Genomic DNA, 13864 nt, shown 5'->3' with positions numbered 1-13864 from the left:
GTTTCCGGGGATTGATCGCAGGTGTTTATCGACGATCACCCTGCGGCGTAGGCGTCCTGGGTACGATTCACGTTCATGCTGATCCCCACCCATCCCGACTCCACGACCGTCCTCGATGTCGAGGTGACCGGGTCCGGCGAACCGCTCCTGCTCATCGCGGGAATGTCAGCGCATCGGGAGATGTGGACCGATGAACTCCTCGACGCACTCACCCGGCACTTCGAGGTCGCCGTCTACGACCACCGCGGCATCGGCGGGAGCAGTCGGGCCGAGGGCGCGTTCACCATCGCCGATCTCGCCGCCGACGCGCGTGGCGTCCTCGACGGACTCGGCTGGGACACCGCGCACGTCCTGGGCACGTCGATGGGCGGCATGATCGCCCAGGAGCTGGTCCTCGCCCATCCCGATCGCGTACGCAGCCTCGTCCTCGGCTGCACCACCGCGGGCGGACCGGGGGCCATCGGCACGTCCGGTGCCCTGCGTCTCGTCGAGGCCATCGCTTCCCGGGATGCCGCGCGGGTCGCCCGAACCGCCTTCGAGGTCAACCTCTCCCCGGAGTTCTGCTCCGGGGACGGCGCATTCGATCGCTTCACCCGGTCCTCGACGCTACGCAAGGTGCCATCGGCGGTGGTCGCCTATCAGGCCACGGCCTGTGGCGGCCACGACACCCGCGACCGATTGGACACCATCAGCGTGCCGACCACCGTCATCCACGGTGACGTCGACGAGGTCATCGGGGTCGCCGAGGGCGAACGGCTCGCCGCCGGGATCCCCGGCGCCACGCTGGAACGCTGGCCCGGCGTCGGGCACATGTTCTGGTGGGAACGTCCGGAGCAGACCGCCGAGATCACGATCCGCACGGCGACGTCGGCGCGCGCGTAACGCCGGTCGGGTCGTCGAACGACATTCTTGACATCGGCACCGACGCGATCTTCGGGTGGCCGCGTACGTCAGGAGTTCTATGTCGCATTCATCCAAGATCCGTCGTCTCTCGTCTCGGCAACGCATTCTGACCGGCATCTCGGTCGTCGCGATCCTCACCCTCGGACTGTTCGGGGCGAGCACATTGCTCAACTCGTCGAACACGGCCAGCGCTCTGCGCGGCCATCCGGAGGTGTTGCGCCCGGGCTGCACCTGGGACAAGTCCGGATACTTCGTGCAGAACTGCAAGGTCTGGTCGGAATCCCAGCAGCGCGACGTGATCGTGCAGATCCGCGCGTCGAGCGGCAGCGACAGCGGCGTCTACCTGCTCGACGGCATGCGGGCCAGCGAGACTCGCTCTGCCTGGACCACCGACGTCCAGGCGGCCCGCGTCTACGACGCCAAGGCCGACACCACGCTGGTCATGCCGGTGGGCGGCGCGTCGTCGTTCTACACCGACTGGGACGGCGGTGCGGGCGACAAGAACACCGTCATCAAGCAGGAGACCTTCCTGACGTCCGAACTGCCTGCGTACCTCGAGCAGGAGTTCGGGGTGGCGCGCAACAACAACGCGATCGTCGGTCTCTCGATGTCGGGCGGTCCCGCGGTCACGCTCGCCGAACGACACCCGGAGCAGTTCAAGGTGGTCCAGGCGATGTCGGGTTACTACCAGACCGACAATCCGATCGGCGCCCTCGGCGTCTTCGCGACGCAGAGCCTGGTGTCGAACTACGTCAGCGGCGTGGTCAACATGTGGGGCGCGCCGGGCGGCGACCGCTGGGCCGACAACGACCCGTCGAAGAACGTCGGCAGGCTCGCCGAGAACGGCCAGGTCCTGATCATCTCGTCGGGCAACGGGTTCCTCACCCCGTCCGAGATGGCGAAGCTCGCGCCACAGGATCAGATCTCGGCGATCGCACTCGAGATCCTGTCCGCGGTGTCGACCGTACTGATGCAGCTGCAGGCCAAGCAGTCCGGTGCATCGGTGATCTCGCTGCCCAACTACGGCGGCCACACCTGGGAGAACTGGGGCCGCGCCCTCGGCGACGGCAAGGGGCACGTACTCGAGGCCCTGCGCAACAATCCGCCGGTCACCGAGAAGACGACCGTCGTCTCGGCGTCGGGCAGCCCCGACCCCGAGGGCCCCGCGAAGGTCACCATGGCGGCGAAGAATGCCGTCACGGCCTCCCCCGCACTCGACGCCTCGGTCCTGGCCGCGCTGCAGTCGACGGACGCGTCCAGCGCATCCTCGGAGACCCCGGCGGCGTCGGAATCAGCTGACTCGTCCGAGGCCTCGGGATCGGATGCCCCGTCGACCGGTGACGTGTCGGCGTCGGTGCCCGCAGCACCCGAGTCGGCAGCGGCCGAACCCGCCGCGCCCGCAGCGGAATCGGCCCCAGAGGAATCGGCCGCGGCAAGCACGACGAAGCCCACGATCCCGCAGCTCGCGCCGACGGGACCGGCCCGGTCCGACGGGTCTGTCCCGTCGACGACCACGACCACCACGCCAGGGCGGTGACCCGACTTCGCTCGCAGCCGTTAGCGTTACGGCGTGAACTCTGACTTGGCCGACCTGGTCGGCACCGACACGATCGCCGTGGTGTTCGCCTCCGGGGCAATCCTGGTCTGGGGCCTGGCGCTCGGAGTGTGGAAGTACCACGGGATCCGCACGTCGCCCGAGCACAGCGCGCATGTGTACGTCGACATCGCTCACCGTGCGGCACTGATGTACTCGTTCGCGACCCTCGTCCTCGCCGCGCTGGTCGAGCTGAGCGCGTTCGCGCCGGTCGTCAACGTGCTGGCCGCGGCGGTCCCGATCGTGTTCTTCGTCGCCGCGATCGCGTCGTACTGCATCCACGGCGCACTCCGCGACACCACCAATCAGTTCGAGAACCCGATGCCGGGAACGTACCTGTTCATGGTCGCGCTGATAGTCGGCGAGCTCGGCGGAGTGCTGGTGCTGCTCGCCGGCGTCGTCGTGCGGCTGACCTGATCGGCCGGCACGCCGTCACGAGGCGGGTGTGTGCACCTGCAGCCAGGTCAGGACCTCGTCGAGGACCACGTCCTGCTCGGGCTCGTTGAAGATCTCGTGGAACAGGTCGTCGTAGATGACGAGTGTCTTGTCCTCCGAACCGGCGAGCCGCTCGACGAGCTCGCTGCCCTTCGGGTCGGTGAGGGCATCGGCGCCGCCGTGCATCACGAGCAGCGGTAGCTGCAGCAACGGCAGACGCTGCGGGAACGACTGCATGGTGGAGATCATCGCCCCACCGAGACCGGCCGGGATCTTGCCACGCGTCACGAGCGGATCGGCGTCGTAGGCCGCCACCACGGACGGATCGCGGGAGATGCTCGTCGAACTCAACGCGGTGGTCGGGAGCCCAGGCGCGATCTTCCCGATCACCGGCGCGATCTTGACGGCCAGCGGAGACAGGTCGTCCCCGGGGAGCACGGCAGCCCCCGACAGGATCAGCCCGTCGAGCTTCTCCTGATGGTCGAGCGCGTAGTCGAGGGCGATGCAACCACCCATGCTGTGTCCGATCAGGAACGTCGGGAGGGCCTCGTCGGAGACGTGGGCGATGACGGTGTCGAGATCGCCGGTGAATTCGCTGAACCGACGCAGCCGCATCCGCTTGCCGCCGGAGCGTCCGTGTCCGACATGGTCGGGGATCGCCACGAGAAATCCCGCGTCGACGAGACGCTGCGCCAGATGTCCGTACCGTCGGCCGTGTTCGGCGAGTCCGTGCGCGATGACCACGACACCGCGCTTATCACCTTCGGGGCGGTGGACGTCGTACACGATGTCCTGGCCGTGTGGACCGCGAAAACTGTGTTCTTCCGGTGTCATTCCCTGTTCTCTCGTCCGTGGAGCCGTTGGAGCCGTGGTCTCGTCAGTGCAGGCCCAGCCGTGCCACGACCGACTTTCCTGCCGATTCGAGCATGCCGAGCGGACGTAGTGCGGCCTCCCCGATCCCGACCATCACCTCGACGCGTGCGACGACCCGCTCGAGCCGGGCGACGACGTCGGACATCCGGTCGACAGTCGCGTCCACTTGATCGAGTGTTCCCGACATCCGCACGAGCGTCGCATCCAGTTTCTCGATCGTCGCGTCCAGATTGCTCATCGTCGGGCCGAGTCCCTCCAGGGCCTCACCCATGTCGGCGAGGATTCCCTCGAGCTGCTCCACCGTCATATCGGCATTGAGCGCTGCCTGCGCCAGCTTCTTGATGCGCTGCCGCTCGGGCGGCTTCGATGACGCGGTGTCGACCATGGGCTGGATTATCACCCACCACGCGCACGGCGGGAGACCGAACGCGCGAGGAATAGCCCGCCACCTCGCGCGGTTGACCGACACAGAGTCACTCAAATTTGAGTGAGTTGCCGACCGAAGGAGCACACCATGCCTGCCGTCTCCGCCGACACCTTGTCGTTGACGCGCCTGTCCTCGCCCGGGTTCGACGCCACCGAGCGTCCCGTCCGATCGGTCACCCGCGGACCGCGCGGCTACGAAGGAGAAGGGTTTCCGGTGGTGCGCGCCTTCGCGGGCGTCTCCCCCGCCGAACTCGATCCGTTCATCCACATGGACCAAATGGGTGAGGTCGACTACGAGCCCGGTGAACCGCGCGGTACCTCCTGGCATCCGCACCGCGGCTTCGAGACGGTCACGTACATCATCGACGGCCGCTTCGCCCACCAGGACTCCGCGGGCGGCGGCGGCCTCATCGAGGACGGTGCGACGCAGTGGATGACGGCGGGCTCCGGCATCCTGCACATCGAGACGCCGCCGGCCGAGTTGGTGGAGTCCGGCGGACTGTTCCACGGCATCCAGCTGTGGGTCAACCTGCCGGCCGAGGACAAGTTCCTCCCGCCCAACTACCAGAACCTCGAGGGCGGCCAGGTGGGCCTGGTGACCTCGCCCGACGCCGGATCGCTGATCCGGATCATCGCCGGCGACATCGAGGGACACCGCGGACCGGGCTCCACACACACCCCGATCACGATGGCCCACGCCACGGTGCAACCCGGTGCGGCGGTGTCGATCCCATGGAATCCCGAGTTCAACGCGTTGGTGTACGTGTTGTCCGGCCGCGGACGCGTCGGCGCGGAGGGACGTCCGATCGAGCAGGGCTCCCTCGCGGTTCTCGGCAAGGGTGATCGGATCACCGTGGCCGCCGACGGTGCGCAGGACGGCAACCGCCCTGCCCTGGAGGTTCTCCTTCTCGGGGGCCGACCGATCCGCGAACCCGTCGCGCAGTACGGTCCATTCGTGATGAACACCCGCCAGCAGCTGGTCGAGGCCATCGAGGACTATCAGGCCGGTCGGCTCGGCGTCGTCCCGCCGGATGCACTGATGCCGCACACCGTTCGCTGATCCATGCCCACCGATTCCGATGACCTGCAGGGCGCGTGGCGCGTCTTCATCGAGACCGCCGCGCGCCTGCAGACCATGCTCGACGACGATCTGCGAGCGGGAACCGGAATGAGCCTCGCCGACTACAGCGTGCTGCTCATCCTCCACGAGAGCGAGGGCGGCAGATTGCGTATGCGAGATCTGGCGCACCGCATGGTGTTCTCCACGTCGCGACTCTCGTATCAGGTCGATGCGATGGTGAAACATGGCTGGCTGCAGCGGGAACGCGCCATCGAGGACAGGCGCGGCAGCTACGCGGTACTCACCGAGGAGGGACGCTCGGCGTTCCGGAATGCCGCCCGCGACCACCACCGAAGCGTCGATGCACTGTTCTTCTCGGCGCTCCGGCCGTCGGACGGACGCGAGCTGCGAGCGGTGATGGAACGACTCGCCGCCCACCTCGACACCATTCATCCGAGAACCCAGGAGACCTGATGTCATTCACCATCATCCGCGCCGACGAACGTCATCACTGGCGCAACGAATGGCTCGAGTCCTGGCAGTCGTTCCCGGCGACAGGCAACTTCGATCTGGCGGCGAACGCCCACGGAGTCCTGCTGGTGCACAACGACGATCGGGTCGACGCGGGCGAAGGACTCGACCGGCATCAGCACCGTGACGCCGAGATCGTCACCTGGGTCCTCGACGGCGCACTACGCCACCGGGATTCCGCCGGAAACGACGGCATCCTGAAACCCGGTATCGTGCAACGCATGACGGCGGGCCGCGGGATCTCCCACAGCGAGGGCAACGCGACCGGCCGTCTCGACGGCACCGATCTGCGCGTGGTCCAGATGTGGGTTGCTCCGGAAGAGACCGGCCTCGAGCCCGGATATGCCGAGGCCGACGTCACTACCGCGCTGGCGAGCGGGGACCTCGTGGTCGTCGTCTCCGGGCTGTCCCGCCACGCGACGACGACACCGGTGACCATCAACAACTCCGCCGCCGCCCTGCACGTGGCGCAGATGCCCGCCGGCAGGACCGTGACTCTTCCCGCCTCCCCCTACGGCCACCTCTACGTCGCGCGAGGGGAGGTGGATTTAGCCGGCGACGACACGCTCGTCGAAGGCGATGCCGTGCGCACGAGAAACGCCGGCGAGATCTCCCTGCACAGCCCCGGCGGAGCCGAGATCCTGTTCTGGGAGATGCACGCCGGCGTCGCCTGAGGCTCAGCCGAGTTGCGGGATCACCTTCGACGCAACGAGTTCGAGGTGATCGAGATCGTCGAGGTCCAGGGTCTGGAGATACATCCGGGTGATCCCGAGCTCGCGATAGCTCTCGATCTTCGCGACGACCTCGTCGGGCGTCCCCGCGGCGCCGTTCTCGCGCAGTTCCTCCGGCTCCCGGCCGATCGCCTCGGCACGGCGCCGGAATTCGGCTTCGTCACTGCCACAACACAAGACGAGCGCACCCGAATAGGTCATGGTCTCGGGACGACGCCCCGCCGCGGCGCAGGCCGCGCGCACGTTGCCGATCAGCTCACGTGCGACGTCCACGGGCTGGAACACCACGTTGAACTCGTCGGCGAATCGTGCCGCCAGTGCCGGCGTGCGCTTCTTTCCGCTGCCGCCGACGATGATCGGCGGACGGGGGCGCTGCACCGGCTTCGGCAGCGCCGGTGAGTTGCTGAGCTGGAAATGCTCACCGCGGTAGTCGAATCGGCTTCCCTCGGGCGTACCCCACAGACCGGTGATGATCTCGAAGCTCTCCTCGAGCCGGTCGAACCGTTCCTTCAGCGACGGGAACGGGATGCCGTACGCCTCGTGCTCGGGCTCATACCAGCCCGCACCGAGACCCAGTTCGATTCGACCGCCGCTCATCTGGTCGACGTTGGCCACCGCTATCGCGAACGGGCCCGGCAGGCGGAAGGTGGCCGACGAGACCAGTGTGCCCAGTCGAATCCGCGACGTCTCCCGCGCCAGCCCGGCCAGCGTGATCCACGCATCCGAGGGTCCGGGCAGTCCGTCGCCGCCCATGCCGCTGAAATGGTCGGAGCGGAAGAAGGCGTCGAATCCGAGTTCCTCGGTCGCCTTCGCGACTGCGAGCAGCTGATCGTAGGTCGCGCCTTTGCTGGGGTTCGGTGAAGATTCGCAATTGCACGGTTTCAACTTACGCGCAGTGGGCATTCACCAGGTGCGGCGCAAGTTCCCCGCGGCCCATCCGGCACCGCGGTGAATCCGAATCGCTTGAGCTCGACACCCAACCCAGTACTCGGCCGAGTACTCGACAAAGGAGTCCTAAATGAAGACAGTTGCGCGTACAGCCCTCGGTTTCGTCGTCGCTGCCGCCGGGGCGACCGCGGTATCGCTCGCCGCCTCGCCGTCGGCCGGTGCAGCCCCCGCGGTGTGTCCCGCTCTGCCTGGTCAGACCTCCTCCATGGCCTCGTGCAGCGCCGAGTCCGGCCCCACCGGTCTGGCACTGGCCATCACCGACAACGGCGGCAAGGCCACCTCCGAGGCGAACAACTTCGCCGGCCCCGCGGCGATCGCGCTCGGGCCCGGTGCCACTGTCACCATGACCGGCGACCGCGCCGGACTGGCCATCGGTATCGCAGGACCCGGCGCCGAGGTGGTCGTCGACGGCAAGAACGGCCCCACCTGCAAGGGCGGCCCTGCATTCGCCGGTGACTTCCAGACCTTCAAGGGCTGCAGGTCCTAACTCTCGGACAGCCGAGAGAACGGTTTCGTGCCTTCGGGTGCGGAGGGCGACCGGCCTGGAGTCCCAGGGTCGGCCTGCCTCCACCGTCTCCCCGGGCATGACGCCGCCGGTCAGACGAACAACCCGCGGAGATAAGCCGCCTGCCCGATGTGCTGGGCATCGTCGTCGACCACGCTGACCAGGCGGACACCGAGCGTCACCGGCGGGTCCCAGTTGGTGTCGACGATCCGATCCAGATCCGAATCCGTCAGCGACGCAATGTAGTCGACGCTGACCGCGTGCGTGGCGTCGTAGTAACCGCGGAGCAATTCCGCATCGTCGACGACAACCCGCGCCACGTCCTCGGCCGAATGGCCGTACCCGCTGTCGGCCGGCGAGAACGGCAGGTCGAATCGATCGACCCAACCGCCGCTCACCCATACCTCGTCGGTGTCGGCGACGTCGGCGATGTGCGAATCCTGAACGCGCGTCAGGTGCCACACCAGCCAGGCGATCGTGTTCGCTCCCGACGCCGGTGCCCGATTAAGGATGTCCGGCTCGATATCGCTGAGCAGCGCATGAACATTCCCGGCGACCCGTCCGAGACCGTCGATTAACACATCTGTGGCGCGCATGCGGCAAGTTTAGTTCGCCGTGCGCGCAAGGATGGCGAGTCCGCCGATCCGTCAGCATCATTCCTCCGGTGTCTGAACAGAACCAGCCTGCCGTGACCCCCGCCGACGGCTCGCGCTCCACCCGTAAGATCCGCTTCAACGCCTTCGACATGAATTGCGTTGCGCACCAGTCCCCCGGCCTGTGGCGCCATCCGAGCGACCGGTCGTGGAACTACAACACCATCGACTACTGGGTCGACCTCGCCCGGCTCCTGGAGACCGGCGGCTTCGACGGCCTGTTCATCGCCGATGTCCTCGGTACCTACGACGTCCTGTCCGGCACCGACGAGGCGGCGATCCGCCAGGGCGCCCAGATCCCGGTCAACGACCCGCTGCTGCTGGTTTCCGCGATGGCACACGCAACCCAGCACCTCGGGTTCGGCGTCACCACCGGCACCGGTTTCGAACACCCTTATCCGTTCGCACGTCGTCTGTCGACGCTCGACCACCTCACCCGCGGTCGTACCTGACCGTGCTCTACAAGCTGTGGGAGGGCTCCTGGGAACGGGACGCGGTACGCCGCGACCGCGAGGCGCGGCATCTTCGCCGATCCGGCCAAGGTCCACCACATCGGACACCACGGTGAGCACTACACCGTTCCCGGCATCCACCTCTCCGAGCCGTCGCCACAGGGTTCGCCGGTCATCTACCAGGCGGGCGCCTCACCACGCGGTCGCCGTTTCGCCGCGGAGAACGCCGAAGCCGTCTTCGTCGCCGCACCCACCAAGGCGATCCTGGGCGACGTCGTGAGCAAGATCCGCGAGGAACTCGTCCTGGCCGGACGAGATCCCTACGACGCCAGAATCTACACGCTCACGCCGCCGACGCGGTAGGTCGAACCGCGATGGCTCTCGGGCAAGATCTTCGGGGTCGGTTCGCCGAACCCCACCACCGTGCTCGACGCCGCATCGGCACGGTCTTCCAGCCGGCCAGTCTGCTCTCGCGGCGGACCGCAGCGCAGAACGTCGCCCTTCCGCTCGAGTACCTGGGCGCGACAAAGGCTTCCACCACGTCGCGGGTCGCCGACCTGCTCGACCTGGTCGGCCTGTCCGACAAGGCGAATCTGTACCCCCATCAGCTCTCCGGCGGGCAGCCGTCGGTGCTGCTGTCGGACGAGGCCACCTCCGGACTCGACCCGGCCACCGACACCTTCCCGGAACTCCTGACCGAGGTCCGGAACGAACTCGGTCTGGCAGTCGTGTTCATCACCCACGAGATGGACACCATCGTGCGCGTCGCCGACACCGTCGGCCGACTCGACCACGGACGCATCGTCGAGCACGGACGCCTCGAGAAGTTGGTACTCGATCCCGATTCGGTTCTCGGACGCGCACTTCGACCCCGCGGCATGAGCACGATCAACCTGGCCGGCATCACCGTTCCGCTCGACGAGATCCCCGATCTGCTGCTCCCGGCGTTCGTCGACACCGTCCTGATGGTCAGCATCGTGATGGTCGTCGTCCTCGTCGTCGGCGTCCCGCTCGGCGCACTGGTCCACAACCTCGCTCCCGGTGGCCTTTTCGAGAACCGGGCGCTGCACACACCGTTGTCCTGGATCATCAGCATCGGGCGGTCGTTGCCGTTCCTGGTGTTGATGACGGCGATCATCCCGTTCACCCGCCTCGTCACCGGCACCAACATCGGCATCGCCGCGGCGGTGGTCCCGATGTCCATCGCCGGTATCGCCTTCTTCACCCGCATCGTGGAGAACTCGCTGCGGTCGGTCCCGGCGTCGACGATCGACGTGGCCCGCGCATCGGGCGGCTCCAACGCCCAGATCATCTGGAAGGCACAGGTTCCCGAGGCCCTGCCGAGCATCGTGGGTGGTCTGACCATCAACACCATCGCGATGATCGAATACTCGACCATTGCCGGCACGATCGGCGCCGGCGGCCTCGGCTACGTGGCGGTGACCTACGGCTACCAGCGCTTCGACCAGGGCGTCATGGTCGCCACGATCATCGTGCTGGTGATCACCGTGGCGTTGATCCAGCTGGCCGGCGACGCACTCGCGCGCAGCCTCAACCCGGTGACCTCCAAGCGCGTCAACCACTGACCGACGCGCCTTCACGCCAGAGCCCCTCGTCTCACTTTCACCACTCTTGAAAGGTTCACGCATGTCCCAGGACACCGGTTCCGCCACTGACGTGTCGGACAAGTCGCCCGAAACTCCGCCGCCCGCAGGCAATTCCGACATCGAGATCTCCACGCGTCGCCGCTGGCCGCTGATCGCCGGCGTCCTCGTCGTCGTCGCTGTTCTGGCCGGCGTCCTCGGCTGGCGGTTCCTCGGCTCGGATTCGACCTCCCCCAACGAGACCCCGGGTGCGACGCTCACCGTCGTCACCGCCGAGGGCAACGCCGCCGAGCAGGCGCTCGTCGAGTACATCGGCAACGAGGTCGCGCCCCGATACGGGATCAAGGTCGCCTTCAAGGGGCTCGCCGACTCGACCACGCTCAACCGCGCAGTCAGCGACGGTGCCTGTGGCTGCTGGAGCGCGCCGGCCTGATCACCCTCAAACCGGGCATCGACAAGTGGACGGCGACCCAGAAGGACATCACCACCAACCCGCGCAACCTGCAGTTCGTGCTGCTCGACTTCGCCGCTCAGTCCCGGTCGCTGGCCGATCTCGACGCGACCGTCGGCTACACCGAGTACTACCCGGCCGCGAACATCCCGATCGAGAAGCAGATCTACGCTCCCCCGGCCCCCGACGAGTTCGCCGGACAGCTCACCATCGGCACCGAGTGGGAGAACACCGACAACATCAAGAACCTCGTAGCCGCGTTCAAGGATCCCGCGGTGCAGGAATTCCTGCGCACCGATCCGCAGGTGAAGAACATTCTCCTGCCCTTGTAGGCCACCATTCCGTGACGCGTGTTCACACCGGGCGCCCGGGTCGCACACCACGACCCGGGCGCTTACGCATAGGCTCACCGGCGTGGAGCGCACACATCACGGTCATTCACATTCGCTGACCGACATCTCCCACATGCTGTCCCCGTTCGCGCGGTGGCTGGTCATCGGGACCCTGGCGGTCACCGCGGTGGCTGTGACGATCGGAATGATCGTTCTCTGGCCGTCGGATTCCGAGCATCCGGTGCCCACGCAGTTCCGGGCGGCCGACGGCGGCTCGATCCAGACGGTCGACGGCGAGGTCGTCGACCAGTTCCGCGCGAACTGTCTCAACCCGGCGGCGGGGTCGGTGCTCGAGACCGCCGACATCCCCGTCAACCCGGTCGCCGGCGGGCCCTGCATCCTGAACGCGGTCCGCATCGACTCGGGTGAGGCCGCCGGCCGGTACACGGTGTTGGAGATCCCCACGAAGGGTGCACAGTCGGGGACCGAACCGGGACCCGAGGGCACGCCGACCCCGGGCGCGAGCGACGAGCCGCAGGCCGGTCAGCCGACGCTCCACGTCGGCGATGCGATCCGGCTCTCGACGGTGCCCGGACCGGAAGGCAATCGGTACACCTTCTTCGACTTCCAGCGCGGCACGGCCACGATCGTCTGGGCGATCCTCTTCATCGCGGCAATCGTGCTGGTCGCGGCGTGGCGCGGATTCCGCTCGATCCTCGGCCTCGCCTTCGCCTTCGTCGTCCTCGGCGGGTTCACCCTGCCGGCCATCCTCGATGGATCATCCCCGGTCGCGGTGGCGGTGGTGTCGTCGGCGGCGATCCTGTTCGTGGTGCTCTACCTCGCACACGGCGTCAGCCTCCGTACGAGTTCGGCCCTGCTCGGCACGTTGACCTCACTGCTGATGGCCGGCCTGTTGAGCTGGCTGGCGATCGAGACGATGAACCTGACCGGTTTGTCCGGCGACCAGACCACCAATCTGCAGGTCTATCAGGGCAACATCTCGGTCAGCGGTCTACTGCTGGCCGGATTCATCATCGGCACGCTCGGCGTCCTCAACGACGTGACGATCACCCAGGCGTCCGCGGCCTTCGAACTGGCCGCCGCGGGCGAACCGACCCGGCTCGCGACCTTCAAGGCCGCGATGCGCGTGGGACGCGACCACATCGCGAGCACCGTCTACACCCTGGTCTTCGCCTACGCCGGCAGCGCCCTGCCGCTGATGCTGCTCTTCTCGGTCGCCCAGCAACCCCTCGGAGGTCTGCTCACCACTGACGTGGTGGCCGTCGAACTCGCGCGGTCCTTCGTCGGCGGTATCGCGATCGCCTTGTCGGTTCCGCTGACCACCGCGATCGCCGCGGCCCTCTGCCGACCGGCGGGCATGCCGTCACCCGCGGCGAGCTGAGGGGAGTTCAGCACCGTCCCTTGGGCAGTTCGACCAGGTTCTTGCCGAGCCAGTTGCCCAGTCGCGTGAGCATCTTGGTGCCGTCGGTGAACGACCCGCTGCGTGGGATCGCCGCCATCGAGACCGCGACCTGGCCGTCGACTGTGCTGATGATGCCGAGCTGACGCACGAGATGACCACCGGTTCTGGACGTGGCCGGACCCCAGCCGCCCTTGACGGCGGTCACCGCCCCCTTGTTCCGGCCGACCCTGGCGATGCCCCACTGCTGGTTCGGGGCGACGTCGCTCATCAGCCGGATGATGTGTTCGCTGCCGGGCAGGCAGGGCAGATGCGCGCCGAACAGGGCCTGGTCGCGCAGAGCCCAGGAGGTGTATCCCGGATACGACGCCGGGGTGTCGATCTCCGAGGAGACGTGCGTCCGGGTGTCGTGTCCTTCGCGCAGCACGGCGGTCACCGCGTCGACGGAGGCGCGCCCGCCGCCGAGTGCTCCCCACAGTTCGCCCGCGGCGTCGTTGTCGGAGAAGGTGATCGCCTTGTCCTCCATCCTTGCGACGGCGGGACCGCGCTCGCGTTGGGCGGCCAGCGAAACCGGAACCTTCATCGTCGACCACGCCCGGCCCGCCTTGAGCGATCCCAGCGAGATGACCTGGTCGCTGCCGACCGGCACGATGGCGACACCCAGCTGGCCGGGCAGTGACTTCTTCATCGACTTCTGGAGTGCGGCATAGCTCTTCGCCAGCTTCTTGTCGACCGGTTCCGGTGGCGTGAACCAGGACGCGAACGGCTCGGGCAGCGGCGGCAGCGCCGGGAGCGGAACCGCGTTCGCGCTTCCGGCACCGACGACGAGGGACATCATCACAGCACCGACGACCAGCGCACACCGAGTCACAACTTTCACAGTATTCTCCTGAGTCACTTTAGACACACGAGAGTAGTGCCGCGGCCGGCCGGGTGACCAGCTCGT

At 67.4% G+C, this 13864-nt stretch carries 13 protein-coding genes and 4 pseudogenes; 12 read left to right on the top strand and 5 right to left on the bottom strand.

The features are described from left to right. Positions 1-75: 75 nt before the first annotated feature. The 3 genes from GAA2_RS07490 (at position 76) to GAA2_RS07480 (ending at position 2914) form a co-directional block, all read left to right on the top strand. A complete protein-coding gene (locus GAA2_RS07490) occupies positions 76-882 on the top strand; it encodes an alpha/beta fold hydrolase (RefSeq protein ID WP_191834860.1) in 807 nt (268 codons plus the stop codon). A gap of 79 nt (positions 883-961) precedes the next feature. Next, positions 962-2440: an alpha/beta hydrolase gene (locus tag GAA2_RS07485; protein WP_191834859.1), complete on the top strand. Its 1479-nt coding sequence runs from the start codon at positions 962-964 to the stop codon at positions 2438-2440. A gap of 33 nt (positions 2441-2473) precedes the next feature. Beyond that, positions 2474-2914 carry a hypothetical protein gene (locus GAA2_RS07480; RefSeq protein ID WP_191834858.1) on the top strand — a complete coding sequence of 147 codons (441 nt, stop codon included), beginning with the start codon at positions 2474-2476 and terminating at the stop codon, positions 2912-2914. A 15-nt stretch (positions 2915-2929) separates the two neighbouring features. Here the strand turns inward: GAA2_RS07480 and GAA2_RS07475 are convergent, their stop codons facing one another. Both GAA2_RS07475 and GAA2_RS07470 read right to left on the bottom strand, forming a co-directional pair. Further along, positions 2930-3766, bottom strand: coding sequence for an alpha/beta hydrolase (locus GAA2_RS07475; RefSeq protein ID WP_191834857.1), 837 nt, complete (start codon positions 3764-3766; stop codon positions 2930-2932). A 43-nt stretch (positions 3767-3809) separates the two neighbouring features. Beyond that, positions 3810-4190, bottom strand: a complete 381-nt coding sequence (locus tag GAA2_RS07470) for a hypothetical protein (protein WP_191834856.1) — start codon at positions 4188-4190, stop codon at positions 3810-3812. 129 nt (positions 4191-4319) lie between these two features. Here GAA2_RS07470 and GAA2_RS07465 point away from each other — a divergent pair, with 129 nt between their 5' ends. The 3 genes from GAA2_RS07465 to GAA2_RS07455 are packed head-to-tail and all read left to right on the top strand — an operon-like array spanning position 4320 to position 6496. Then, positions 4320-5291: a pirin family protein gene (locus tag GAA2_RS07465; protein ID WP_191834855.1), complete on the top strand. Its 972-nt coding sequence runs from the start codon at positions 4320-4322 to the stop codon at positions 5289-5291. A gap of 3 nt (positions 5292-5294) precedes the next feature. Further along, on the top strand, positions 5295-5765 hold the full coding sequence (locus GAA2_RS07460; RefSeq protein ID WP_191834854.1) for a MarR family winged helix-turn-helix transcriptional regulator: 471 nt from the start codon (positions 5295-5297) through the stop codon (positions 5763-5765). After that, on the top strand, positions 5765-6496 hold the full coding sequence (locus GAA2_RS07455; RefSeq protein ID WP_191834853.1) for a pirin family protein: 732 nt from the start codon (positions 5765-5767) through the stop codon (positions 6494-6496). The genes GAA2_RS07460 and GAA2_RS07455 overlap by 1 nt, the downstream gene beginning before the upstream one ends. Positions 6497-6499: 3 nt before the next feature. Here the strand turns inward: GAA2_RS07455 and GAA2_RS07450 are convergent. Next, positions 6500-7430 (bottom strand): annotated as a pseudogene (locus GAA2_RS07450) (LLM class F420-dependent oxidoreductase). 141 nt (positions 7431-7571) lie between these two features. Here GAA2_RS07450 and GAA2_RS07445 point away from each other — a divergent pair. Next, positions 7572-7988, top strand: coding sequence for a DUF6764 family protein (locus GAA2_RS07445; RefSeq protein ID WP_006434352.1), 417 nt, complete (start codon positions 7572-7574; stop codon positions 7986-7988). A 110-nt stretch (positions 7989-8098) separates the two neighbouring features. Here GAA2_RS07445 and GAA2_RS07440 read toward each other — a convergent pair whose 3' ends face one another. After that, on the bottom strand, positions 8099-8602 hold the full coding sequence (locus GAA2_RS07440) for a mycothiol transferase (protein WP_006434351.1): 504 nt from the start codon (positions 8600-8602) through the stop codon (positions 8099-8101). 149 nt (positions 8603-8751) lie between these two features. Between GAA2_RS07440 and GAA2_RS07435 the strand changes: the two are divergent. From GAA2_RS07435 to GAA2_RS07415, 5 genes and pseudogenes are all read left to right on the top strand, one after another. After that, positions 8752-9456: pseudogene (locus tag GAA2_RS07435) on the top strand (LLM class flavin-dependent oxidoreductase); the annotation flags it as partial. A 77-nt stretch (positions 9457-9533) separates the two neighbouring features. After that, a pseudogene (locus GAA2_RS07430) lies at positions 9534-9995 on the top strand (methionine ABC transporter ATP-binding protein); the annotation flags it as partial. Next, complete coding sequence (locus GAA2_RS07425) at positions 9990-10697, top strand: methionine ABC transporter permease (protein WP_096274933.1); 708 nt, start codon at positions 9990-9992, stop codon at positions 10695-10697. The pseudogene GAA2_RS07430 and the gene GAA2_RS07425, both read left to right, overlap by 6 nt. A gap of 61 nt (positions 10698-10758) precedes the next feature. Further along, positions 10759-11498 (top strand): annotated as a pseudogene (locus GAA2_RS07420) (MetQ/NlpA family ABC transporter substrate-binding protein). 82 nt (positions 11499-11580) lie between these two features. Further along, positions 11581-12900, top strand: a complete 1320-nt coding sequence (locus GAA2_RS07415; protein ID WP_006434346.1) for a YibE/F family protein — start codon at positions 11581-11583, stop codon at positions 12898-12900. Between the two features lie 7 nt (positions 12901-12907). On the opposite strand, the gene GAA2_RS07410 is transcribed toward GAA2_RS07415, so the two are convergent. After that, a complete protein-coding gene (locus tag GAA2_RS07410) occupies positions 12908-13753 on the bottom strand; it encodes a hypothetical protein (protein WP_096274932.1) in 846 nt (281 codons plus the stop codon). Positions 13754-13864: the final 111 nt, after the last annotated feature.

It is taken from the genome of Gordonia ajococcus (genome assembly GCF_012974285.1).
In the GTDB taxonomy this organism is placed as follows: domain Bacteria; phylum Actinomycetota; class Actinomycetes; order Mycobacteriales; family Mycobacteriaceae; genus Gordonia; species Gordonia amicalis.
This window is presented reverse-complemented; position numbering and strand designations above follow the sequence as displayed.

Excerpts from the sequence above, each read along its gene's own strand:
- GAA2_RS07490 (WP_191834860.1), top strand. The coding sequence starts at position 76 with ATGCTGATCCCCACCCATCCCGACTCCACGACCGTCCTCGATGTCGAG.
- GAA2_RS07485 (WP_191834859.1), top strand. The coding sequence starts at position 962 with ATGTCGCATTCATCCAAGATCCGTCGTCTCTCGTCTCGGCAACGCATT.
- GAA2_RS07475 (WP_191834857.1), bottom strand. The coding sequence starts at position 3,766 with ATGACACCGGAAGAACACAGTTTTCGCGGTCCACACGGCCAGGACATC.
- GAA2_RS07470 (WP_191834856.1), bottom strand. The coding sequence starts at position 4,190 with ATGGTCGACACCGCGTCATCGAAGCCGCCCGAGCGGCAGCGCATCAAG.
- GAA2_RS07465 (WP_191834855.1), top strand. The coding sequence starts at position 4,320 with ATGCCTGCCGTCTCCGCCGACACCTTGTCGTTGACGCGCCTGTCCTCG.
- GAA2_RS07460 (WP_191834854.1), top strand. The coding sequence starts at position 5,295 with ATGCCCACCGATTCCGATGACCTGCAGGGCGCGTGGCGCGTCTTCATC.
- GAA2_RS07455 (WP_191834853.1), top strand. The coding sequence starts at position 5,765 with ATGTCATTCACCATCATCCGCGCCGACGAACGTCATCACTGGCGCAAC.
- GAA2_RS07445 (WP_006434352.1), top strand. The coding sequence starts at position 7,572 with ATGAAGACAGTTGCGCGTACAGCCCTCGGTTTCGTCGTCGCTGCCGCC.
- GAA2_RS07440 (WP_006434351.1), bottom strand. The coding sequence starts at position 8,602 with ATGCGCGCCACAGATGTGTTAATCGACGGTCTCGGACGGGTCGCCGGG.
- GAA2_RS07425 (WP_096274933.1), top strand. The coding sequence starts at position 9,990 with ATGAGCACGATCAACCTGGCCGGCATCACCGTTCCGCTCGACGAGATC.
- GAA2_RS07410 (WP_096274932.1), bottom strand. The coding sequence starts at position 13,753 with ATGTCCCTCGTCGTCGGTGCCGGAAGCGCGAACGCGGTTCCGCTCCCG.